The organism is Streptomyces sp. NBC_00096 (assembly GCF_045041305.1).
GTDB lineage: Bacteria > Actinomycetota > Actinomycetes > Streptomycetales > Streptomycetaceae > Streptomyces.
This window is the reverse complement of sequence record NZ_CP108221.1, coordinates 4,633,225-4,654,980: the sequence shown is the minus strand read 5'-3', so window position 1 is coordinate 4,654,980 and position 21,756 is coordinate 4,633,225. Positions and strand designations below refer to the sequence as shown.

Below are 21,756 nucleotides of genomic sequence, written 5' to 3'. Positions count from 1 at the left end.
TTCTGTCGAAGCCTCGGGGTCGCCTGCCAGCGATGAGCCCCGGGGCTTTGGCGTGTCAGCTAGCTGCTTGATGCGGAGCGGATTCGGCGGGAGGGTTCGGGACTGCAATCCCGGCCCTCCCCCTCGTCGTTGTGGCCTGGCCTGCGAGGCCGAGTAGGGCGACGATCCGGCGGGCCTGCTGCTCGGTGAGAGGCCGTTCGGCGTAGATGTCGGACAGGGTGCGTGCGCTCATGCCGCGTCCCGAAGGGCGGCGATGGCCTCGGCGTACCGGTCGAAGCGCTCACCTCGGGGGCGCCGGAGTCCGGCTTCCCAGTAGCTGACCGCCTGGATGGTTACACCCACGGCATCCGCAACGTCCTTCTGCGTCAGCCCCGCGGCCTCTCGGGCTGCACGACATACGTGCGGTGCCGGGAGGCTGCGACGAATTCGCAGGCGGGCTCGGATGAGCTCGGAGACTGTTGAACTCATGAGGAATACGGTAGGCCCACCCCACACCTTTGTCCAGCGGGTAGGCCGACCACATGGGTTCAATCTCGCGGTGAGCCCAATCCGGCCTTTTTCGCCGTGGTCCGTTGACCCGCCGTTGTGGTGGGTGCGACATTCAGAGGGTGAGTAACCCCCATGAGGCAGAGACCCCGCTCGATGAGCTCTTCGCCAAGGTGACCAGCTTCAAGGAGCCGACCGAGGCGGAAGCCGCACGTGGCGTGGTCCGGAAGTTCGCGAGAGGCGGCGCCGACTGGCGAGCAAATGGGGACGTCTCGCGCGGGCCTCAGGGGTTGGTCATCACGCGCCTGGAAGTGCGGCCCCACGGCGATGCCGGCGCGAGCGTCACCTCACGCCTGCTCCGGGACGTGCCCGTTGGCGCGATCCTCGACGACGTCCGCTACCACCTCGCGGTGGAGGAGCTGAAGGGCACGCCGACCGTAGGCCCGATCACCAGCACGGTGTTCACCGGCCAGGCTCCAACCCAGACAGCCGACGAGATCATCGCCGCCAGCACTCCGGCGAAGGCGGCGCCCGGCCGGGCAGCACTGCCTGACCAACTCATGCAGGCAGTAGCCGAGGGGTACATCGCCGAGTCGTCTCCTGGGAAGCCCAGAGGCGCGGTGAAGCGACTGGCAGCGGCGCTTGGGCGGCCAGAAGCCACGGTGTCGAGCTGGGTCGTGAAGGCCCGGAAGGATGGGTGGCTCGGCCCCGGGGCCGCAGGCCGCGAAGGTGCCGAACCAGGCCCTCGCCTCCTCCAGGCCAACGCCGAGCAGACACGGGAACGGTTCGGAGACGGAATCTAGCCGAGGGGCACGAGTCGGCCGGGGTTGAACTTGTTCCCGTAGCTGCGGTCGTGCGGGAGCACGTCGTAGCCGGGCACCAGGGCAAGAACGACGTCACGCCGCTCCGCCGGGGTGAGCCGCCCCCAACCGTCCGTCACGTCGCCCTCCAGCAGCGCCCGAAGGACCCGCGGGGCCCGGGAGTGGATGAGCGCCCGCGACTCCTTCACGCGGGCCTCCACGATCCGGCGAGCCTCGGTGTACTCGGCAAACGTGATCTCGCGCCGGGCCCACATGCCGGCCATCTGCTTGAGCTGCGCCTCGTCCTCGACAAGCTCGGCGCGAGCGTCCGCGCTCGTCTCGGTGTCCGCGACGTGCCGTAGCTGCTCCAGGACGGCGGGCTTGCTCAGCAGCTCCAGAACCTGACGCTCAACTTCGTTCTCGACGAACGCGGCGTTCACCGCGATCTTTCCGCAACCACCCTGGGGGGTGGCGCACCAGTACCGGACGCCGCCAGTGCCCTGCCAGCCCATGAGCATGCGGCCGCAGAGCGAGCAGCGGAGTACGCCGGTCAGCCACCGCTGGAGGGTGAGGTCGACGTTCCTCGCCCGGCCAGCCAGGCGAGCACAGATCCGCTCCCACGTCTCCACGGGGATGATGGGCGGCCACACGGCCTTGCCGACTACCTCGCCCTTATACGCCCGCAGGCCGGCCACTGACGGCTTGGTGACGACCGAACGGATGGACCGGGAACCCCAAGGCTTTCCGGTCACCGTGGGGACCCTCCGGCGCACCAAGTCCGCGGCGATGGAGTTCAAGCTCTCGCCGACCTCGGGCACGATCTTGGCGCGCTGCTCCTCGGTCCACCCGTCCCACTCTCCGAGGACTCGGGCGCCGATCTCGCGCACGATGGCGGCCTCGGCCTCAACCGGCTCGTGTCCGTCGGCGGTGTACCCGTAGCCGCGGAACCCTCCGCCACCGGGCTTGCCCTCTGCAGCGAGCTCCTCGTGCTTGCGGGTGACGCGGCGGGCGGTGTCTCGGCTGCTCTTGTTAGCCACGGCGACCATGACCCGGGCCATGGTGATGTTGGCGTCGTTGTCGAGCCTCAGAGAGCCCGTCACGGACTCCACCGGGATCCGGGGCCGGCGGGACTCGACGACGTCGATGAGGTCTTCGAGGTCGCGCGGGTCGCGGGCGACGCGGTCGAGGTCGTCGGCCATCAGCCCGTCAGCCTCTCCCGAGGCGAGGAGCTCCAGGGCCCGGCGGAACCCTGGCCGTACGGTGCGGAGTGCGCTGGTCCCGTCGGGGAGCTTGATCTTGCGTCGCTTGAAGGCCGAGGTGTCGTCTTCGGGGATCACCTCGGCGATCTGCCAGCCGAGCCGCTCGGCGAGCGCACGTCCGTCGTCCTCCTGGCGGCCGATGCCCTTGGAGAACTCGGCGCGGCGCCGCTTCCCCTCGCCCTCGACGCCGGTCTCCTCGACGTCATCCTCGGGCTTGCGGTAGCTGATTCGAACAAGCAGGACTGCTCTCGTCGGCTTCATAGCCACAGGTTAGCGTCTACATGTAGGATCGCCGATCCCGTTGACCTGGCGGAGCTCCTCCACCGAGCGGAAGCCCCCGCGCTCCGTGCGGAAGTCCACGATGTGCTGCGCGAGGACCGGGCCGACCCCCGGCAGGCCGTCCAGCTGCTCGGCCGTGGCCGTGCCCAGGCTCAGTGGCCCGGGGGCACCGCCGCCTCCGGCTCCCGGTGGCGGCGCGGGGGCGCCCACCAGCACCTGTTCCCCGTCCATCAGTACCCGGGCCCGGTTGAGCCCGGTGGTGTCCGTCCCGGGGCGTACTCCCCCGGCAGCGGCCAAGGCGTCCTCCACCCGTGAGCCGGGAGGCAGCCTTCGCACCCCCGGGTCCCGGACCTTGCCGCTGACGTCCACCAGGATCGGGCCGGTGCCCGGCGCGGGGGTGGCCGGCGGCGCGACGGCCGGTGCGGGAGCCAGCACGGCGGGTGCGGTCACCGGCTGCGGCCGGGCCGACCAGTACTGCTGCGCGGCGAACCCGACCACCACGACCAGCACCACCGACACGGCCGCCACCGTGCGCGGCTCCACCGCGCAGCGGGCCTGCAGCCACACGGGCAACCGCTCCCGCACCGCGGGCCACCGGGCAGCTCCGCCGGGCACCCCGGCGGCGTCGGGACCCGCAGCGGTACCGGGCCGCGGCACGCCCAGCACGGTCAACGCCTCGGCCCGGGTCGGGGGTGGGGCGGTGGGTTCCGGTGGTGGGGCGGGGTGTGGGAGGGGTGGGCCGAGCAGGGCCTCGGCCCGGTGGCGCAGTGCGGCGTAATCGGGGTGGCGGGCTCGCCGATGGCGCAGACGGCCGTCCGAGAGACGGGAGCGACCTGGGGCGCTGCCGGCGCCGACGGGATGCGAGGTACGTGTGCGAAGAGTCATGACGCGACAGTAGGGCCGAATCTCGGACGCCGTTCGGAGGGCTCAATTCCGGTGGATTCCAGGCATGTTGTGGATATCCCCTTCACCCGATCCGGTGATCGGCGACCAGCCGTCAGCCGTCAGCCGTCAGCCGTCAGCCGTCAGCGCGGGGATACGACCGCAGCCAGCAGACCCGGCCCGGTGTGTGCGCCGATCACTGCGCCGACCTCGCTGACGTGCAGCTCGACCAGCCCGGGGATCCGCTCCCGGAGCCGCTGCGCGAGCTTCTCCGCGCGTTCGGGGGCCGCCAGGTGGTGCACGGCCACGTCGACGGCTCCGGACCCCGCGCGCTCGACGGCCAGCTCTTCCAGGCGGGCGATGGCCTTGGAGGCCGTACGCACCTTCTCCAGCATCTCGATCCGCCCGCCGTCCAGCGTCAGCAGCGGTTTGACCGCGAGCGCCGAACCCAGCAGGGCCTGCGCGGCGCCGATCCGGCCACCACGACGGAGGTAGTCGAGGGTGTCCACGTAGAAGTACGCCGACATCCCGGCAGCCCGCTTCTCCGCGGCCGCGACGGCCTCGTCGACGGAACCGCCGGCCTCGGCCGCCTCCGCGGCGGCCAGGGCGCAGAAGCCGAGGGCCATGGCGACCATGCCGGTGTCCACGACACGGACGGGCACCGGGGCCGTCTTCGCGGCGAGCACGGCGGCGTCGTAGGTGCCGGAGAACTCGGCGGACAGGTGCAGGCTGACGATGCCGGTCGCGCCCGCGCCCGCGGCCGCCTGGTAGGCCCGGACGAAGTCCTCGGGGCTGGGGCGGGAGGTGGTGACCGGGCGGCGCTTCTGCAAGGCCAGGGCGAGGCTCCGGGCCGAGATCTCGGTGCCCTCTTCGAGGGCTTCGTCGCCGAGGACCACGGTCAGCGGGACGGAGGTGATTCCGTGCCGCGCCATGGCCGGTTGGGGCAGGTAGGCCGTGGAATCCGTGACGATCGCGACATGGCGGGACATGAGGCGGAGGTTACCGGCAGTGGGGGTGTTCCGGCAGCTCGGGTCTCTCGCCTCCGCCGGTGGGGGTGGTGGCGGGGGGGGCGGCGGGGCCGGGTTCGGCGTCGGAGCGGGCTCCGGGACCGATCGGGGCGGGGCCCCCGGTCCGCTGGTCCGCTGGTGCGGGTGCGTCGGCCGGCCGGTCCTGCGGGAGCTGTCCCCTACCCGCCCTTCCACCGTTCCCTGGGCTCCGCCCAGACCCGCGCCTCAAACGCCGGCGGGGCTTGAAGGTCGCCTCAAACGCCGGCGGGGCTGGGGGCCGCCTCAAACGCCGGCGGGGCTGGGGGCCGCCTCAAGCGTCGGCGGGGCTGGGGTTCGGGCTGGGCTGCGCCCGGACCCGTGCTCTCGCATGCGGCGGGGCTGGGTGGGCGCCGGACCGGCTCGAGGTGCCGGCCCCCGGACTCACGTCGTTGTTTCCGGGCGGGGGGTTTTCTGCCAGGGGTACTGGGGGGCCGGGGTGGGCCGGGAGAGGGCCGGCCGTGGGGACTGGGGAGGGTGTGAGGTGTGCGGGGGCTGGGGGCGGGGGTGGGGCTGGGGCTGGGGGGTGTTCCACGTGGGGGGCGGGTGGGGGAGGTCGTCGATCGATTCCCGGGACCCCCAGTCCCGCAGGGCGCCCGACTCCACCTCGATCTGCGCCGACAGCGACGTCAGGTCGTCCTCCGCGAAACGGCGCGCGCGGTCCCGTGCCGCCCAGCGCAGCGAGTCCGCCGCCTCCGTGATCTTCGCCGTGCGCTCCCGCAGGCCCGGCAGGGCCTCCGCGGTCCGCCCGCGGTCCGGCTCGGCCTCCAGCCGCCTCAGCTCGTCGTCCAGCTCGTGCCCGTGCGCGCTCAGCCGCTCGAACAGGCCGATCGACTCCTTCAGCGAGGCGTCCGTCCGGACCCCGTCGAACAGTGCCTGCTGCGTGGCCCGCATCGACGTCCGCAGGTCCAGCCGCAGCTGTGCCAGCGCGCCCGCGACACCGACCTGACCGAAGCTGCGCGCCCTCAGCGTGGTGTCTTCCACGGTGCGGCGGGCCTGGGTGATGGTGCGGTCCACGCCGCGCGCCGCGGCCTTGACCACCTTCGCCGTCACATAGACACCGAGCCCCAGGAAGGCGAACAGCAGCACCAGGGCCACGATGATGAGAGCCGCCTCCATGAGGTTTCCCTTCCCCAGCCGGTTAGTCCCTTCCACCGTAAACGCCGCGGGCAGGCCGCGGGTTCCAAATGGAACCCCCAACCTGCCCGTACGGGAATACCCCTAGACCGGCGCCGAGGCCTCAGACGACGATGTTCACCAGCTTCGGGGCGCGCACGATCACCTTGCGGATCTCGGCCCCGCCCAGCGCCGCCACGACCGCGTCGTCGCCCAGCGCCAGCTGCTCCAGGTCGGCGTCGGAGATCGTCGGGGGGACCTCCAGGCGGGCCTTGACCTTGCCCTTGACCTGGACGACGCACGTCACGGTCTCGTCCACGACGTACGCCGGGTCAGCGACCGGGAAGTCCTGGTGGACGACCGACTCGCTGTGGCCCAGGCGGTGCCACAGCTCCTCCGCGATGTGCGGGGCCAGCGGGGCGACCAGCAGCACCAGCCGCTCCGCGACCGAACGCTCCAGCGGGCGGCCCGCCTTCGTCAGCGCGTTGTTCAGCTCGGTGATCTTCGCGATGGCGGTGTTGAAGCGCAACCCCGCCATGTCGGAGCCGGCCCCGTCGATCGCCTTGTGCAGCGCGCGCAGCGTGTCCTCGCCGGGCTCCGCGTCGACGACCGTGACGGTGCCCGTCTCCTCGTCCACGACGTTGCGCCACAGCCGCTGCAGCAGCCGGTACTGGCCGACCACGGCGCGCGTGTCCCAGGGACGCGAGACGTCCAGCGGGCCCATCGCCATCTCGTACAGGCGCAGGGTGTCCGCGCCGTACTCCTCGCAGATCTCGTCCGGCGTGACGGCGTTCTTCAGGGACTTGCCCATCTTGCCGTGCTCGCGCTTGACCGGCTCGCCCTGGTGGAAGTAGCCGCCGTCCCGCTCCTCGACCTCGGCCGCGGGCACGTACACACCGCGCGAGTCGGTGTACGCGTACGCCTGGATCATGCCCTGGTTGAACAGCTTGTGGAACGGCTCCACCGAGGAGACGTGTCCCAGGTCGAACAGCACCTTGGACCAGAAGCGCGCGTACAGCAGGTGCAGCACCGCGTGCTCGGCCCCGCCCACGTACAGGTCGACGCCGCCGTGCGGCGCGCCCTCGCGCGGACCCATCCAGTACTGCTCGATCTCCGGGTCGACCAGGGCCGATCCGTTGTTCGGGTCCAGGTAGCGCAGCTCGTACCAGCAGGAGCCGGCCCAGTTCGGCATGGTGTTGGTCTCGCGCCGGAAGGCCCGCACCCCGCGCCCGTCGCCCAGGTCCAGCTCGACGTTGACCCACGCCTCGTTGCGCGACAGCGGGGTCTCCGGCTTGGAGGCCGCGTCGTCCGGCTCGAAGGTGCGCGGCGAGTAGTCCTCGACCTCCGGCAGCTCCAGCGGCAGCATCGACTCGGGCAGCGGGTGGGCCACGCCGTCTTCGTCGTAGACGATCGGGAAGGGCTCGCCCCAGTAGCGCTGACGGCTGAACAGCCAGTCGCGCAGCCGGAAGTTGATGGTCCCCTCGCCGATGCCGCGCCCGGCCAGCCAGTCGGTGATCGCGGCCTTGGCCTCGACCACGCCCAGGCCGTCCAGGGAGACGCCCTCGCCCGTCGAGTTGACGATGGTGCCGTCGTACGAGGAGAACGCGTCCTCCCACTCCAGCGGGTCCGCGTCGCGGTCGTCCGTGGGCTGGACGACGCAGCGCATCGGCAGCTCGAAGGCGCGCGCGAACTCGAAGTCGCGGCTGTCGTGAGCCGGGACGGCCATGATCGCGCCGGTGCCGTAGCCCATCAGCACGTAGTCGGCGATGAAGACGGGCACCTGGTCGCCGCTGACCGGGTTGGTCGCGTAGGCGCCGGTGAAGACACCGGTCTTGTCCTTGGCCTCGGCCTGCCGCTCGACGTCCGACTTCGAGGCGGCCTGCTTGCGGTACGCGTCCACGGCCTCGCCGGGGGTCGCGTTGCCGCCGGTCCACAGCTGGTGCGTGCCCTCGGGCCACTCGGCCGGGACGATCTTCCCGACCAGGTCGTGCTCGGGCGCCAGCACCATGTAGGTGGCGCCGAACAGCGTGTCGGGGCGGGTGGTGAAGACGGTGATGGCCTCGCCCGCGCCGACCGCGAAGTCGACGCGCGCGCCCTCGCTGCGGCCGATCCAGTTGCGCTGCTGCAGCTTGATGGCCTCGGGCCAGTCCAGCGCGTCCAGGTCGTCGATCAGGCGGTCGGCATAGGCCGTGATCCGCATGTTCCACTGGCTCAGCTTGGACTTGAAGACCGGGAAGTTGCCGCGCTCGGAGCGGTTGTCGGCGGTGACTTCCTCGTTGGCCAGTACGGTGCCCAGCCCGGGGCACCAGTTGACGGGCGCGTCCGAGGCGTAGGCCAGCCGGTGCTCGTTCAGCACGTCGGCCCGCTCGGCCGCGCTCAGCGCGGCCCAGGAGGCGCCACCGGGCAGCTCACGGGAGCCGTCCTCGAAGGCGGCGACCAGCTCGGCGATCGGGCGGGCCTTCTTCGCCTCGGCGTCGTACCAGGAGTTGTAGATCTGCAGGAAGATCCACTGGGTCCACTTGTAGTAGTCCGGGTCGATCGTCGCGAACGACCGGCGCTTGTCGTGGCCCAGGCCCAGGCGGCGCAGCTGGACCTTCATGTTCTCGATGTTCGCCTCGGTCGACACGCGGGGGTGCGTGCCGGTCTGCACGGCGTACTGCTCGGCCGGCAGGCCGAAGGCGTCGAAACCCAGGGTGTGCAGGACGTTGTGGCCGGTCATCCGCTGGTGACGGGCGAAGACGTCGGTGGCGATGTAGCCGAGCGGGTGCCCGACGTGCAGGCCCGCACCCGAGGGGTACGGGAACATGTCCATGATGAACTTCTTGGGCCGTGCGACCACCGCGGGGTCGCCGGCCAGGTCACCGGTCGGGTTGGGGGCCTCGTACGTGCCCTGCGCGTCCCATACGTCCTGCCAGCGTGCCTCGATGTCGGCGGCCATGGCAGCCGTGTAGCGGTGCGCCTCGGCCGCCTCGGGGGCCGGGGTGTTCGTCTCGCTCATGATTTCTGAAGCTCCATCGATCGTCTCTGCCGGCTCTGCTGCCCAAACGAAAAAACCCCTCGCACAGGAGGGGGCGCCGCGCCGGGGCCGACCGTCTCGTGGGTCGGAACTGTTCAGCGCGGCTCGGTAAGCAGAAGGCGTACGGCACGCATGGCGTCAGGGTACCGCAGGGGCCCCCGGAGGCGCTCGGCCCTTCCACCCGGCGGGCGCACGACGAGAAGCGGGCCACCCGTTCCGGGTGGCCCGCTTCTTCACTGTGGAGCTATGGAGAATTGAACTCCAGACCTCCTGCATGCCATGCAGGCGCTCTACCAACTGAGCTATAGCCCCTTGTCTTGCCTGCCGCTTCCTGGCCCGTTTCCGTTCCCCTTGGCGACGTCCCAAACATTACACGGTCATGGCCCCGGTCCAAAAATCGGTTTCCACCGACCGTGAGCCATGCCCGTTTTGAACCGAATCATCAGACACTCGTCATGCACGCGCGAACTGGTAGAACCGCTTCAGCGTGCAGTGTTCGTCGAGCAGACGGCCGTAGATCGGCTCGCCCTCCAGCTCCCGGTACGTCTCGATCGGGTCGCCTTTTATGATCAGCGCCCGCGCGCATTCCTCGCACCAGTACTGGTAGTCGGGGTTGACCGGCTCCATGTCCCGCACGATCGGCGTGCCGTTGTTGCACCAGTCGCACCGCCGCCGGTGTGCACCCATCCGTCAGCGACTCCCTCCCGCGTCGGGCCGTCGTCGTCCCCCTCCGGCCGTCCGATTCTGCCATGCCGGTGCTCACTCGGGCAGCTGTGGACAAAAGCAAAGATCCCGCCCCCTGTTGGGGACGGGATCTTGATTGTGGAGCTATGGAGAATTGAACTCCAGACCTCCTGCATGCCATGCAGGCGCTCTACCAACTGAGCTATAGCCCCGCTCTCCGCGACGCTCCCCCCGTTTCCGGTGTTCTGCGCTGCGAACAAGAAGAACTCTAGCCTGTGACCAGCCGGAAAGTGAAATCCGGGTGGGAGCCGCCCCGAGGTGGGCTCAGTCGTCGTCGCCGAGGACCGGTTCGGGCAGCGTGCCGGCGTTGTGTTCCATCAGCCGCCAGCCGCGCGCGCCCTCGCCCAGGACCGACCAGCAGCAGTTGGAGAGCCCGCCGAGGCCCTCCCAGTTGTACGAGTCCAGGCCCAGCAGACGGCCGATCGTCGTACGGATGGTGCCGCCGTGGCTGACCACGACGAGCGTGCCGCCCGGGGGCAGCCGGTCGGCGTGTTCCAGCACCACCGGAGCCGCCCGGTCGGCGACCTCGGTCTCCAGCTCACCGCCGCCGCGGCGGACCGCCTCGCCGCGCTTCCACGCCGCGTACTGGTCGCCGTACTTCTCGAGGATCTCGTCGTGCGTGAGGCCCTGCCACTCGCCGGCGTACGTCTCGCGCAGCGCCTCGTCGTGCGCCACGGTCAGGCCCGTGATGGCTGCCAGCTCGGCGGCCGTGGCCGAGGCCCGGCGCAGGTCCGAGGCGACGATGGCGTCCGGCTTGAGCGAGGCGAGCAGCCGGGCGGCACGGCGCGCCTGCGCCACACCGGCCTCGGTCAGCTCGATGTCCGTGGAGCCCTGGAAGCGTCGCTCCAGGTTCCACGAGGTCTGGCCGTGGCGCCAGAGGACGATCTTCCGGCCGGTCTTGCCCGGCTTGGCCGCGCTGTCGGGAGTGGTGCTCAGAACAGATCACCGTCCAGTTCGTCGTCGCCCTGTGCGGCGCGCAGGGCGGCGTGCTCCTCGGCCTTGCCCTTGGTGAGCTTGGCGTCCTCGGGGAGGTCGATCTCGGGGCAGTCCTTCCACAGGCGCTCCAGCGCGTAGAAGACCCGCTCCTCGCTGTGCTGCACGTGGACGACGATGTCGATGTAGTCGAGCAGGATCCAGCGGGCGTCGCGGTCGCCCTCGCGGCGCACCGGCTTGGCGCCCAGCTCCTTCTGGAGCTTCTCCTCGATCTCGTCCACGATCGACTTGACCTGGCGGTCATTGGGGGCCGAGGCGAGCAGGAAGGCGTCGGTGATCGACAGCACGTCGCTGACGTCGTACGCGATGATGTCGTGCGCGAGCCGGTCGGCCGCGGCCTGGGCGGCGGCGGTGATGAGCTCGATGGAGCGGTCCGTGGCGGTCACTGGCCATGCTTTCGGGTTGGCGGGCAGATCCTTACAAGGGTCTCATGTACCGCCGACACCGCCCGCGCGCAGCGTGCCGCGCGGGCGGATCCGCGTCCCGGGGGCGCGGCAGCAGAAGGCCTCGGACGGGTCAGGACGGCTTGTAATCCTTGCCGAGCGTCACCACGACTTCGGCGTTCACCGCGTTCTCGGCCTTCTTCACGGCCGTCTCGGGCAGGCCCAGGGTCTTGGCGACCTCGATGGCCTTGTCCCGCTGGGCGTCGTCCTGGTACGTGATCTGCGACGCGGGCGCGGTCTTGTCGGCCTTGCCGCCGTCCACCAGCGTGTAGCCGGCGTTCAGCAGGGCCGCCTTCCCCGCCGTGGATGCCTTGTCGTCCCCGGTGGCGTCCTTCATGCCCACCCTCGGCACGGCGCCGGGCTGGGCCGCCGTGGCGGAGCCGCCGAGGACCTCCTTGACGACCTTCTTGTTGGCTTCGTCCGTGAGGCCGCCGTCCGGCTTCACCGTGAGCACGTCGGTGCGGTACGCGCCCACCTTGGCGTGTTCGCCGAGCTTGGACAGCATCGCGCCCAGCGTCTGCGCGTTCAGCGCGGGGTCCAGGATCTGACCGGTGGTCTCGACGGTCATCGCCGCCGACTTCGGGTCGCCGGGCACCTTGCGCAACAGGCCCACCAGGACCTTGCCGAACCGGTCCAGCTGCTTGGCCTCCGGCTCGCCCTGGGCCCGGTACGTGGCGTACGCGACGGCCATCGCCCCGCTGAGGCTCTGCTTCTGCCCCTGGCCCACGGCCGGGACCTTCGCCGCGTCGTCCGCCGGGACGGCCACGTCGGTGTCGACCTCGATGCCGCCGACCAGCTCGACGAAGTTCTCCAGGAAGGGGGTGTCCAGGCGCCAGGTGCCGCCGATGCGGGTGCCGAGCACCGAGTCGAGGGCTTCCCGTACGCCCAGGCCACCGTCCCCGACGGCCTTGCCGAGCGGCGCGCCGGTGCCGTCGTCCTTGGTGACGTTCAGCGTGTTCGGCACCAGGACGGTGGCGCCCTGCTTGGTGGTGACGTTGTCGACGAGCAGCGCCGTGGAGGTGCCGCCCTTCTTCGTGTTGTGCAGGTGGACGACGATCATGTCGCGCTTCTGCGGGCCCGCGGCGGCTGCGCCCGCCGTCTTCCCGGGGCCTTCCAGGAACGGCAGCTTGCCCGCGTACCAGAGGTACCCGGCGCCCGCGACGACGAAGACGGCCAGGACGACGATCAGCGCCACGACCCGGTTGCGGCCGCGCCGGCGGGCCTCCTCGCGGCGTTCGGTGCGGCTCTCGGTGAAGGCGAGCCAGTCGATGACGTCCTCGGAGTCCTCGTCCGGCTGGTCGATGAACGCGAACTGCTCGGTGCGGTACGAGGGGTCCTGAGCCCCCTGCCCGGCCTGGGTCGCCGCTCCGTCGGCCCGGCGGGGCTCGGGGACCTGCGGCGCGGCGGCCGGCCGGAACGCGGGCTCGGGCGCCGGCGGCTGCACGGGCGCGGCGGGCGCGGCCTGCTGCGGGATCCACTGCTGGGTGGCCTGGGTGTCGTACCCGTAGGACTGGGCGGGCTGCGCGGCCTGGGGGTGTTCCTGCTGCTGCGGGTAGTACTGCTGGGGCTGCTGCGGCTGCCCGTACCCCTGGTAGTCGTAGCCGTACTGCTGCTGCTCGTACTGCTGCTGATCGTACTGCTGCTGCTCGTAGGGGGGAGCGGGGGCCGGGGCGGGCTGCGGGGGCACCTGGCCGTACACCGGCCGCCCGTACACGTCGTAGCCGACGAGCTGCTGCTCCTGCGCCGCGTAGGCGTCGAACCGGTCGTACGGATCCTGTCGGTCGTTCACCGCGGGGCCCCTCTCTCCGGAAGCTCAGGCTCCCCGGTACAGCTCACGCTTGTCGATGTAGCGGACCACGCCGTCGGGCACCAGGTACCAGACAGGATCCCCCTTGGCCACGCGCGCACGACAGTCCGTGGACGAAATGGCCAGCGCGGGCACTTCGACGAGGGAGACGCCTCCCTCGGGCAGCCCGTCGTCGGTGAGGACGTGGCCCGGCCGGGTGACGCCGATGAAGTGCGCGAGGGCGAAGAGCTCCTCGGCGTTGCGCCAGGTCAGGATCTGCGCGAGGGCGTCGGCGCCGGTGATGAAGAAGAGGTCGGCGTCGTCGTTGAGGGCGCTCAGGTCCCGCAGGGTGTCGATCGTGTAGGTCGGGCCGCCGCGGTCGATGTCGATCCGGCTCACCGAGAACTGCGGGTTCGACGCGGTCGCGATGACCGTCATCAGGTACCGGTCCTCGGCGGCCGACACGGCGCGCTGCGACTTCTGCCACGGCTCGCCCGTCGGTACGAACATCACCTCGTCGAGGTGGAACAGTGCGGCCACCTCACTGGCGGCCACCAGGTGTCCGTGGTGGATCGGGTCGAATGTCCCGCCCATCACCCCGAGCCGGCGCTTGACCGGGCCGGTAGGCATTTCCTGCTCTCCCATGAGCGCAGAGCCTACTGGCCCGGTGACGCGACGGGGACCCGGCTGCGGGCGCGTGCCCGGTGTGCGGGGTTTCAGCGGTCCCGGTTCAGGCGCGTGGTGACCCACAGCAGCAGCAGGAGGATGCCGAAGGCGGCGCCGCCGGTCAGGAACGGGTTCAGGCTGTTGTGGTTGCCGCCGTGCTGCTCGGCTCCCTCCGAGGCGAGGACGACCAGGTTGTGGGCGGTGGAGGCGAGGCTCATCAGGCAGGTACCTATCGAGTCGGGGAGCGGGCGGAGATTTCGCTCACATCGTATGCGGGGGCCCGGGGCACGCTCGCGCCGACTCAGGCGTTGGAGAGGATAGACGGACGGCCCGACGGGCACATCAACGGGGAGGGCGCTATGACGGGGACGGGATTCGAGAAGGCACCGGCGCGGGACCGCAGGAGGTTCCCCGGTATTTCCTCACGGGCGTACGAGCACCCTGCGGACCGCTCCGCGCTCGTGGCCCTGCGCAAGCTGACCGGCTTCGACACGGTCTTCAAGGCGCTCAGCGGGCTGCTGCCGGAGCGCAGTCTGCGACTGCTCTTCCTGTCGGACTCCGTCCGGGTGGGCGAGACGCAGTTCCCGCACCTGCACGCGATGCTCCTCGACGCCTGTTACATCCTGGACCTGGAGCGGGTCCCGCAGATGTACGTGCAGCAGGACCCCAAGCCCAATGCCATGTGCATCGGCCTGGACGAGCCGATCATCGTGGTCACCACCGGCCTCGTCGAGCTGCTCGACGAGGAGGAGATGCGGGCGGTGGTGGGTCACGAGGTGGGCCACGCCCTGTCGGGGCACGCGGTGTACCGCACGATCCTGCTCTTCCTGACGACCCTGGCGCTCAAGATCGCGTGGATCCCGCTGGGCAATGTGGCGATCATGGCGATCGTGACCGCGCTGCGCGAGTGGTTCCGCAAGTCGGAGCTGTCGGCGGACCGGGCGGGCCTGCTGGTGGGGCAGGACGTGCACGCCTCGATGCGCGGGCTGATGAAGCTCGCGGGTGGCAACCACCTGCATGAGATGAATGTCGACGCCTTCCTCGCCCAGGCCGAGGAGTACGAGGCGAGCGGCGATCTGCGCGACTCCGTGCTGAAGATCCTCAATGTGCTGCCCCGGACGCACCCCTTCACCACGGTGCGGGCGGCCGAGCTGAAGAAGTGGTCGCAGCAGCGGGACTACCAGCGGATCATGGACGGCCACTACCCGCGGCGCGAGGAGGACAAGGACGCCTCGGTGACCGACTCCTTCCGGCAGTCGGCGGCGCACTACGCCGATTCGGTGCGCACGAGCAAGGACCCCCTGATGAAGCTGGTCGGCGACATCGCCGGCGGTACGGCGGACCTGGGCGGCAAGCTCCGGGACAGGTTCGCGGGCGGTGGTGGTTCGAGCGGCGGTGCTTCGGGCGGCGGTGCCTCCGATGGCGGCGGCACCCCGGGCGGCGGCGGGGCTACGGAGAAGGACTGACGCCCCGCTCCGGTGGGTCCGCGGTCTGCGCGGCCGCGGTGGGCGCGGCCGCGGTGGGCGCGGCCGCGGTCGGCGGCGCGAGGACCCCGCAGAGCCCGCCCGTGCGGCGCGGACGGCCGCTGGCGTACGGATCGCTCGCGGCCGGGCCCACGGTGGTCGGCCCGGCTCCGGCCGTCAGCGGGCGGAAACCCCCGGCCGGGTCGGCCGAGCAGTCCTGCGGACCCGCCATCACGTAGGCCGAGGCCAGTTCCGCCCGCTGCGCCGCGAGGTCGTCGCGGTCGAAGCGCAGGCGCAGCTCCCGGCGGACGGTGAACAGCGAGGCGCCGTCCGCCGCGGCCGGCTGGCCGGTGGCGGGACGTACCGCGTACACGAAGGTGTGGTCGGAGGTCACCTCCAGCACGGTCGGGGAGACCTCCGCGACGGCCAGGGTGCCGCTCACCCGGACCCTGGTGTCGGCCATCACGGCGGTGGCGGGGTCGAAGCGGACCAGCCAGCCGGTGAGGGCGTGCCGGCCGTCACCGGCCGGCGCGAGCATGCTCTGGTCGAACTGCGTCAGCTGGTCGGGGTCGAGCAGGACGCGGACGGGCCGGGTGGCCGTACCGGACAGGACGTCGGGGTCGAGCGAGGACTGTACGAGGTAGTCCTTGGCGATGGTCAGCGCGGTCTGCACCTGGCTCTCGGTGAAGTGGTGGGTGCGGCGCATGGCGGGCATGGTGATCCCGGCCGCCCCGATCCGGTACTTCGCCGCCGGGCTGTTCGCGTACAGGTCGGCCGGCCGGCCGCCGGGCACGGGCTCGGCGGGCGCGAGCGGGACGACGGTGCTGCTCATCGCCTCTGCCGGGCCCGCGGCGGGCGGCACGTAGGGGTTGCGCACCCCCATGTACACGGCGGCGGCCAGCGACAGCGCGATGCAGAACACGATGATCCGGCCCTGCCGGACCGCCCCGCCGGCGCCCCGGGATCCCGCGTGGCCTCCGGACCAGATCGACCGGCTCCGTACGGCACGGGCGTGCTCGCCCATGCGCTCCTGCGCGGAGAACTCCTGGAGCCGGGCAGCCCGGACGAAGTCCTCGTCGAACACCACCGACCGGTACTCGTCCGACCGGTACTCGTCGTCGCCCCCTTCGGTACCACCAGGGGTGCCGTTGGGCGGGTTTCCTGACACGGCCATCGCTTCTCCCCGCTGTCCCCGCTCCAGAGAAGCCCCCGGCTCCGGCGATGGGGAGCGGGGTCTACCTTCAGGGTTGGCGGCCGACGCGGTCCATAAACGCCCCGGCACCGGTGACTTCGCCCATCGGGGTGCTGGCGGGGGCCGGAGCGGGTTCCGCGTCGCTCGCCGCGCTGCGGTAGACGGCGCTGAAGGCGAGCGCGACCATGCCGAGGCCCATCACGAAGGCGAGGACCCAGGCGACCGGGCGCAGCCACGGCGAGCGGCCGCGGTAGGGGCGCAGGGTGCCGCCGTAGGCCCCGTACGGGCCTTCCGCGTAGCCGTAGCCGTGTCCCTGCTCCCAGCCGGAGTCCTCGTGGTGGTACCCGTCGGGGTTGCCGTAGGCGTACGCGTCGTAGTCCTCGTCGCCCGTCCAGCCGCCGGCGAAGGCCGCGCGGGCGGCCTCGGCGGCCTCGGCGCGCGCCCGGTCGCCGGCCCGCTGGCGCTCCGCGGCGCTCGGTTCACGGATCTCGGCGTTCCGGACGAAGTCCTCGTCGAACACCACGGAGGCGAAGTCCTTGTCCGCGCCTCCGCGGTCGTCGTCGGGCTCCCCGTCGTCCGGGAACGGTTTGCCCCCCACGTCGTCCGGCACGAGACCAGCGTAGACCTGAGGGACACCTTTGGGCAGGGCGTACGCCGAAATCCGGCCACACCACGTTCAGGCGGTGACTACCGTACGTGACCGTCGCCGGTGACGATGTACTTGGTCGAGGTGAGCTCCGGAAGCCCCATCGGGCCCCGGGCGTGCAGCTTCTGCGTGGAGATGCCGATCTCCGCGCCGAACCCGAACTGACCACCGTCCGTGAACCGGGTGGAGGCGTTCACGGCAACCGTGGTCGAGTCGACCAGCTGGGTGAAGAGGCGCGCGGCGGCCTGCGAGGTGGTGACGATCGCCTCGGTGTGGCCGGAGGTCCAGCGGCGGATGTGGGTGACGGCCTCGTCCAGGGAGTCGACGACGCCGGCGGCGATGTCGTACGAGAGGTACTCGGCGGCCCAGTCCTCGTCGGTGGCGGGGAGGGCCGTGACCTTGGAGTCGCGCGCGTACGCGAGGACCCGCTCGTCGCCGTGGACGGTCACGCCGGCGTCGGCGAGCGCGTCGAGGGCGAGCGGCAGGAAGGCGTCGGCGATGTCCCGGTGGACCAGCAGGGTCTCCGCGGAGTTGCAGACGGAGGGCCGCTGGGCCTTGGAGTTGACGAGGATGTCCACGGCCATGGCGAGGTCGGCCTGGGCGTCCACGTAGACGTGGCAGTTGCCGGTACCGGTCTCGATGACCGGGACGATGGACTCCTCGACGACTGTCTTGATGAGGGAGGCGCCGCCGCGCGGGATGAGCACGTCGACGAGGCCGCGGGCGCGCATCAGCTCGCGGACGGAGTCGCGGGACTCGCCGGGTACGAGCTGGATCGCGTCGGCGGGGAGGCCGGCCGACACGATCGCGTCGCGCAGGATGCCGACGAGGGCGGTGTTGGAGGCGTAGGCCGAGGAGGAGCCGCGCAGCAGGACAGCGTTGCCGGACTTCAGGCAGAGGGCGGCGGCGTCGACGGTGACGTTGGGGCGGGCCTCGTAGATGATGCCGACGACGCCGAGGGGGACGCGGATCTGGCGGAGGTCGATGCCGTTGGGGAGGGTGGAGCCGCGGACGACCTCGCCGACGGGGTCGGGCAGGGCCGCGACGTCACGGACGTCGGAGGCGATGGCCGCGACGCGGTCGGGGGTGAGGGTGAGGCGGTCGATGACCGTCTCGCTGGTCCCGGCCTCGCGGGCCTTGGCGGTGTCGACGGCGTTGGCCTCGACGATCTCGGCCGTACGGGCCTCCAGCGCGTCCGCGATGGCCAGCAGGGCCTTGTCCTTGGCGGACCGCGGGAGGGGGGCGATGGTGGCGGCGGCGGCACGGGCCGCCTGCGCGGTGGCGATCACGGGTGAGGTCGTGGCATCCAGCGAGGTCATGCGGCCAGGGTAATCCCCGGCCGCGCCGGGCTCGATGGAGTCCCATCCCCCGAGACGGCTGCGCGTGCCGGCGGCCGGTGGCCGCGGGCTGATTCCCCTACCTGCCCTTGCACCGTTTCCCGGACTCCGCCCGGACCCCTCCTGGGGGCTCCGCCCCAGACCCCGCTCCTCAAACGCCGGAGGGGCTGAGGGATCGCCTCAGACGCCGGCGGCCGTGACCCCGTCCCGCGTCAGTAGGGGTGCACGCCCACCGGGTGGGCCGGGGGTGGGCCGTAGCCTTCGGCCACGCGCTGGTGGTAGGTGGCGCGGTCGATGACTTCCAGGCCGACGATCTCCCACGGCGGGAGCTTCGCCGAGGAGCGGTGTTCGCCCCAGAGGCGCAGGGCGACGGCCGCCGCGTCGTGGAGGTCGCGGGCCTCTTCCCAGTAGCGGATCTCCGCGTGGTCGTCGGCGTAGCGGCTGGTCAGCAGGAAGGGGTGGTCGAAGGCGAGCTGTTCCAGCCCGCGGCGGACCTCGCACAGCGGCGCGGGCTTCCCGGAGACGCTCAGGGTGATGTGCCAGAGGCGGGAAGCGTCCCGGTCCTCCCCGCTCCCACCGACGTCACCGTCCCCGCTGCCGACGCTGGTCAGCGCTCGTCTCACCAGCCGCCTCCTTGTCTGCGCCACGCGTGTCCGCCCCTCACAGTTGACCAGTCCTTGGCTCACCGCGCGGCGGTTTTACCGAACCTCAGCCCTGCAGCAGGACCAGATCGTCGCGGTGGACGACCTCCCGCTCGTACTCCGGTCCGAGTTCCCGCGCGAGCTCGCGCGTGGAACGGCCGAGGAGTTGCGGAAGCTCCTTGGCGTCGAAGTTGACCAGGCCGCGCGCGACCGCCCGGCCGTCGGCCGAGCGCAGTTCCACCGGGTCCCCGGCGACGAAGTCGCCCTCGACCGCGGCGATGCCGGCGGGCAGCAGCGAGCTGCCCCGCTCGGTCACCGCGCGGACGGCGCCCTCGTCCAGTACGAGGTGCCCCTGCGGGGTGGAAGCGTGCTGGAGCCAGAGCAGCCGGTCCGCCGAACGGCGCCCGGTGGAGTGGAAGAGGGTGCCGGTCGCCCGCCCGGCCAGGGCGTCCGCGGCCTGGCTGGACGAGGTCAGGACGACGGGGATGCCCGCCGCCGCGGCGATGCGCGCCGCCTCGACCTTGGTGGCCATGCCGCCGGTTCCGACGCCCGCCTTGCCGACGCTGCCGATGGTGACGTGGGCGATGTCCTCGGGGCCGCGCACCTCGTCGATGCGGCTGGTGCCCGGCTGGGCCGGGTCCCCGTCGTAGAGGCCGTCCACGTCGGAGAGGAGTACGAGGAGGTCGGCGCGGACCAGGTGGGCGACGAGCGCGGCGAGGCGGTCGTTGTCGCCGAAGCGGATCTCGTCCGTGGCGACGGTGTCGTTCTCGTTGACCACGGGCAGGGCGCCCATGGCCAGGAGCTGGTCCAGGGTCCGGTAGGCGTTGCGGTAGTGCGCGCGCCGGCTCGTGTCGTCGGTGGTGAGCAGCACCTGGCCGACGCGTACGCCGTACCGCGCGAAGGAGGCGGTGTAGCGGGCGACGAGCAGGCCCTGCCCGACGCTGGCGGCGGCCTGCTGGCGGGCCAGGTCCGTGGGGCGGCGGCGCAGGCCGAGCGGGGAGAGTCCGGCGGCGATGGCTCCGCTGGAGACCAGGACGATCTCCTTCTCACCGCCGCTGCGGGCCTTGGCCAGTACGTCGACCAGCGCGTCCACCCGGTCGGCGTCGAGTCCGCCGGCCGCCGTCGTCAGGGAGGAGGAGCCGACCTTGACCACGATCCTGCGCGCGTCGAGCACGTCCTGCCTAGCCGCTGACACGTCTGTCCCCTTGACCCTTGCCGAAAATGATCCTGCCCGCTCAATCTACGGGGTGGCCCGGCGTGCCCGCCCTGGGGTTTCAGACCGTGGACGCGCTGCGGGTCTGCTCCGTGTCCCCGGGCCCGGCGGAGGTCCCCGGGATGAGGATCTTGCGGGAGAGGACGTAGGTGAACGGGATGGCCACGACGGCCGCGACCAGCGGGGCGATCTTGGTGTTCAGGCCCGCCCAGGTCACCAGGGCGTACAGGCCGGCGGACTGGATCACGTAGTTCGTGATGTTGGTCAGCGGGAAGAGCAGGAACTTCTTCCACGTCGGCCGGGTCCGGTAGGTGAAGTAGGTGTTCATGAAGAACGAACCGACCATCGCCAGGACGAAGGCGAGGGAGTAGGCCGCGAAGTACGGCATCCACGGGTGCAGGAGCAGGTAGAGGACGAAGAAGGTGGCGGTGTTGACGCCGCCCACCATGGCGAACCGGATGATCTGGCCGAGCTGGGCCTTCCGGTCCGGCTTGTTCGTCGTTTCCGTCATCGGTTCTTCCGTCATCGGTGCCTGCGTGGTCGGTGCCTGCGCGGTCGGTGCCTGCGTGGTCGGTGCCTGCGTGGTCGGTGCCTGCGTGGTCGGTGCCTGCGTGGTCGGTGCCTGCGTGGTCGGTGCCTGCGTCATCAGCTGCTGCGCTCCGCGCCCACGGCCTGGGCCTCGGGCAGCAGCGCGTTGCGGATGTCGGTGGAATTCCGCGGCCCGCCGTGCGACTCCTTCACCAGGAAGTGCGGCCGTCGCTTGGTCTCGTAGTAGATGCGGCCGATGTACTCGCCGATCAGGCCCAACATGATCATCTGGACCCCGCCCAGGCCGACGATGATCGCGACGAGGGTGACGTAGCCCGGGGAGGTCACGCCGTTGGTCATCGCCATGACGGCGATCCACACGGCGTACACCGCCGTCAGGGCCACCAGCGAGACGCCGGCCCAGATGCCGATGCGCAGCGGGCGGTTGTTGAAGGAGATCAGCCCGTCCATGCCGTAGTTCAGCAGGGACCCGAACTTCCACTTCGTCTCGCCGGCCTCGCGCTGCGCGTTGCGGTAGTCGAAGTGGACGGTGTCGAAGCCGATCCAGGAGAAGAGGCCCTTGGAGAAGCGGTTGTACTCGGGCAGCGAGAGCAGGGCGTCCACGGCCGGTCGCGACAGCAGCCGGAAGTCGCCGACGCCGTCGGTGAGCTCCACGTCGACCCACCGGTTGATGCCCCGGTAGTAGAGCCGGCTCAGCGCCGTGCGGAGCTTCTTGTCCCCCTCGCGGGTGCGGCGGGCGATGATCTGGTCGTGGCCCTGCCGGTAGTAGTCGAGCATGGTGGCGATGAGCTCCGGCGGGTGCTGGAGATCCGCGTCCATGATGACCACGGCGTCGCCGGTGGCCTCGCGCAGGCCCGCGAGCATGCCGGCCTCCTTGCCGAAGTTCCGGCTGAAGGAGACGAAGCGGGTCTCTTCGGCGTACTGCGCCGCGATCTTGCGGAGCTTGCCCAGGGTCCCGTCCCGGCTGCCGTCATCGACGTAGCAGACCTCGTACTCGACCGGGAGGGCGTCCAGAACCTTGCGGATCTCCGTGTCGAAGCTGTCGATGACGGCTTCTTCGTTGTAGCAAGGAACTACGACAGACAGCTTCATGAACACTTCCTGCGGTCCGAACGGGTGATTGTCGGCGACCGGACCTGCCACTCACCTCTTCCTTAGAAGTATGCACGGCGGTGGTGGGCCCGCCGGGGGCGAGTGCGGCA

General features: G+C 71.2%; 21 protein-coding genes and 2 tRNA genes. 2 read left to right on the top strand and 21 right to left on the bottom strand.

Annotation, left to right across the window (positions count from 1 at the left end; genetic code table 11):
* Positions 1-228 precede the first annotated feature (228 nt).
* Positions 229-468 carry a helix-turn-helix domain-containing protein gene (locus tag OG904_RS20425; RefSeq protein ID WP_405492976.1) on the bottom strand — a complete coding sequence of 80 codons (240 nt, stop codon included), beginning with the start codon at positions 466-468 and terminating at the stop codon, positions 229-231.
* 140 nt (positions 469-608) lie between these two features.
* Between OG904_RS20425 and OG904_RS20420 the strand changes: the two genes are divergently transcribed.
* On the top strand, positions 609-1,289 hold the full coding sequence (locus tag OG904_RS20420) for a hypothetical protein (protein WP_405492974.1): 681 nt from the start codon (positions 609-611) through the stop codon (positions 1,287-1,289).
* Here the strand turns inward: OG904_RS20420 and OG904_RS20415 are convergent.
* The 13 genes from OG904_RS20415 to OG904_RS20355 form a co-directional block, all read right to left on the bottom strand.
* Positions 1,286-2,806 (bottom strand): recombinase family protein, encoded by a 1,521-nt coding sequence (locus OG904_RS20415; protein WP_405492972.1) that lies wholly within the window; start codon positions 2,804-2,806, stop codon positions 1,286-1,288. The genes OG904_RS20420 and OG904_RS20415 overlap by 4 nt on opposite strands.
* Positions 2,807-2,815: 9 nt before the next feature.
* Positions 2,816-3,709 (bottom strand): helix-hairpin-helix domain-containing protein, encoded by an 894-nt coding sequence (locus OG904_RS20410; RefSeq protein ID WP_405492970.1) that lies wholly within the window; start codon positions 3,707-3,709, stop codon positions 2,816-2,818.
* A 140-nt stretch (positions 3,710-3,849) separates the two neighbouring features.
* Positions 3,850-4,695 (bottom strand): DegV family protein, encoded by an 846-nt coding sequence (locus tag OG904_RS20405; RefSeq protein WP_405492968.1) that lies wholly within the window; start codon positions 4,693-4,695, stop codon positions 3,850-3,852.
* Positions 4,696-5,133: 438 nt separating this feature from the next.
* Complete coding sequence (locus OG904_RS20400; protein WP_405492966.1) at positions 5,134-5,868, bottom strand: hypothetical protein; 735 nt, start codon at positions 5,866-5,868, stop codon at positions 5,134-5,136.
* Positions 5,869-5,989: 121 nt separating this feature from the next.
* Entirely contained in the window at positions 5,990-8,863 is a 2,874-nt protein-coding gene (leuS, locus tag OG904_RS20395; protein ID WP_405492964.1) for a leucine--tRNA ligase, read from the bottom strand.
* Between the two features lie 257 nt (positions 8,864-9,120).
* A tRNA-Ala gene (locus tag OG904_RS20390) sits at positions 9,121-9,193 on the bottom strand.
* Between the two features lie 141 nt (positions 9,194-9,334).
* Complete coding sequence (locus OG904_RS20385) at positions 9,335-9,568, bottom strand: hypothetical protein (protein WP_007264019.1); 234 nt, start codon at positions 9,566-9,568, stop codon at positions 9,335-9,337.
* A 136-nt stretch (positions 9,569-9,704) separates the two neighbouring features.
* Positions 9,705-9,777, bottom strand: a tRNA-Ala gene (locus OG904_RS20380).
* Positions 9,778-9,889: 112 nt separating this feature from the next.
* Positions 9,890-10,561, bottom strand: a complete 672-nt coding sequence (locus tag OG904_RS20375) for a histidine phosphatase family protein (RefSeq protein WP_405498141.1) — start codon at positions 10,559-10,561, stop codon at positions 9,890-9,892.
* The gene (gene rsfS, locus OG904_RS20370) at positions 10,558-11,004 is read right to left on the bottom strand and encodes a ribosome silencing factor (protein WP_384657615.1); all 447 of its coding nucleotides are present in this window, start codon (positions 11,002-11,004) and stop codon (positions 10,558-10,560) included. Before rsfS ends, OG904_RS20375 begins: the two co-directional genes overlap by 4 nt.
* A gap of 130 nt (positions 11,005-11,134) precedes the next feature.
* The gene (locus tag OG904_RS20365) at positions 11,135-12,850 is read right to left on the bottom strand and encodes an LCP family protein (RefSeq protein WP_405492961.1); all 1,716 of its coding nucleotides are present in this window, start codon (positions 12,848-12,850) and stop codon (positions 11,135-11,137) included.
* A gap of 24 nt (positions 12,851-12,874) precedes the next feature.
* On the bottom strand, positions 12,875-13,492 hold the full coding sequence (nadD, locus tag OG904_RS20360; protein WP_328298587.1) for a nicotinate-nucleotide adenylyltransferase: 618 nt from the start codon (positions 13,490-13,492) through the stop codon (positions 12,875-12,877).
* A 71-nt stretch (positions 13,493-13,563) separates the two neighbouring features.
* A complete protein-coding gene (locus tag OG904_RS20355) occupies positions 13,564-13,731 on the bottom strand; it encodes a hypothetical protein (protein ID WP_405492958.1) in 168 nt (55 codons plus the stop codon).
* 141 nt (positions 13,732-13,872) lie between these two features.
* Between OG904_RS20355 and OG904_RS20350 the strand changes: the two genes are divergently transcribed.
* On the top strand, positions 13,873-14,979 hold the full coding sequence (locus tag OG904_RS20350) for a M48 family metallopeptidase (protein ID WP_405492956.1): 1,107 nt from the start codon (positions 13,873-13,875) through the stop codon (positions 14,977-14,979).
* Here OG904_RS20350 and OG904_RS20345 read toward each other — a convergent pair.
* From OG904_RS20345 to OG904_RS20315, 7 genes are all read right to left on the bottom strand, one after another.
* Complete coding sequence (locus tag OG904_RS20345; RefSeq protein WP_405492954.1) at positions 14,963-16,150, bottom strand: hypothetical protein; 1,188 nt, start codon at positions 16,148-16,150, stop codon at positions 14,963-14,965. The two genes, OG904_RS20350 and OG904_RS20345, sit on opposite strands and share 17 nt — an antisense overlap.
* A gap of 67 nt (positions 16,151-16,217) precedes the next feature.
* Positions 16,218-16,778 carry a hypothetical protein gene (locus OG904_RS20340; protein ID WP_405492952.1) on the bottom strand — a complete coding sequence of 187 codons (561 nt, stop codon included), beginning with the start codon at positions 16,776-16,778 and terminating at the stop codon, positions 16,218-16,220.
* Positions 16,779-16,855: 77 nt separating this feature from the next.
* On the bottom strand, positions 16,856-18,133 hold the full coding sequence (locus OG904_RS20335) for a glutamate-5-semialdehyde dehydrogenase (RefSeq protein ID WP_405492950.1): 1,278 nt from the start codon (positions 18,131-18,133) through the stop codon (positions 16,856-16,858).
* A 230-nt stretch (positions 18,134-18,363) separates the two neighbouring features.
* Complete coding sequence (locus OG904_RS20330) at positions 18,364-18,762, bottom strand: hypothetical protein (protein WP_405498139.1); 399 nt, start codon at positions 18,760-18,762, stop codon at positions 18,364-18,366.
* Between the two features lie 97 nt (positions 18,763-18,859).
* A complete protein-coding gene (gene proB, locus OG904_RS20325) occupies positions 18,860-19,987 on the bottom strand; it encodes a glutamate 5-kinase (protein WP_405492948.1) in 1,128 nt (375 codons plus the stop codon).
* A 79-nt stretch (positions 19,988-20,066) separates the two neighbouring features.
* Positions 20,067-20,516 carry a GtrA family protein gene (locus tag OG904_RS20320; RefSeq protein WP_405498137.1) on the bottom strand — a complete coding sequence of 150 codons (450 nt, stop codon included), beginning with the start codon at positions 20,514-20,516 and terminating at the stop codon, positions 20,067-20,069.
* A 134-nt stretch (positions 20,517-20,650) separates the two neighbouring features.
* Positions 20,651-21,646, bottom strand: a complete 996-nt coding sequence (locus OG904_RS20315; protein ID WP_405492946.1) for a glycosyltransferase family 2 protein — start codon at positions 21,644-21,646, stop codon at positions 20,651-20,653.
* Positions 21,647-21,756: the final 110 nt, after the last annotated feature.

Coding starts and splice junctions, on each gene's coding strand:
- OG904_RS20320 (WP_405498137.1), bottom strand. CDS start 20,516: ATGACGGAAACGACGAACAAGCCGGACCGGAAGGCCCAGCTCGGCCAG.
- OG904_RS20350 (WP_405492956.1), top strand. CDS start 13,873: ATGACGGGGACGGGATTCGAGAAGGCACCGGCGCGGGACCGCAGGAGG.
- OG904_RS20425 (WP_405492976.1), bottom strand. CDS start 468: ATGAGTTCAACAGTCTCCGAGCTCATCCGAGCCCGCCTGCGAATTCGT.
- OG904_RS20355 (WP_405492958.1), bottom strand. CDS start 13,731: ATGAGCCTCGCCTCCACCGCCCACAACCTGGTCGTCCTCGCCTCGGAG.
- OG904_RS20315 (WP_405492946.1), bottom strand. CDS start 21,646: ATGAAGCTGTCTGTCGTAGTTCCTTGCTACAACGAAGAAGCCGTCATC.
- OG904_RS20400 (WP_405492966.1), bottom strand. CDS start 5,868: ATGGAGGCGGCTCTCATCATCGTGGCCCTGGTGCTGCTGTTCGCCTTC.
- OG904_RS20405 (WP_405492968.1), bottom strand. CDS start 4,695: ATGTCCCGCCATGTCGCGATCGTCACGGATTCCACGGCCTACCTGCCC.
- nadD (WP_328298587.1), bottom strand. CDS start 13,492: ATGGGAGAGCAGGAAATGCCTACCGGCCCGGTCAAGCGCCGGCTCGGG.
- leuS (WP_405492964.1), bottom strand. CDS start 8,863: ATGAGCGAGACGAACACCCCGGCCCCCGAGGCGGCCGAGGCGCACCGC.
- OG904_RS20385 (WP_007264019.1), bottom strand. CDS start 9,568: ATGGGTGCACACCGGCGGCGGTGCGACTGGTGCAACAACGGCACGCCG.
- OG904_RS20335 (WP_405492950.1), bottom strand. CDS start 18,133: ATGACCTCGCTGGATGCCACGACCTCACCCGTGATCGCCACCGCGCAG.
- OG904_RS20415 (WP_405492972.1), bottom strand. CDS start 2,806: ATGAAGCCGACGAGAGCAGTCCTGCTTGTTCGAATCAGCTACCGCAAG.
- OG904_RS20345 (WP_405492954.1), bottom strand. CDS start 16,150: ATGGCCGTGTCAGGAAACCCGCCCAACGGCACCCCTGGTGGTACCGAA.
- OG904_RS20410 (WP_405492970.1), bottom strand. CDS start 3,709: ATGACTCTTCGCACACGTACCTCGCATCCCGTCGGCGCCGGCAGCGCC.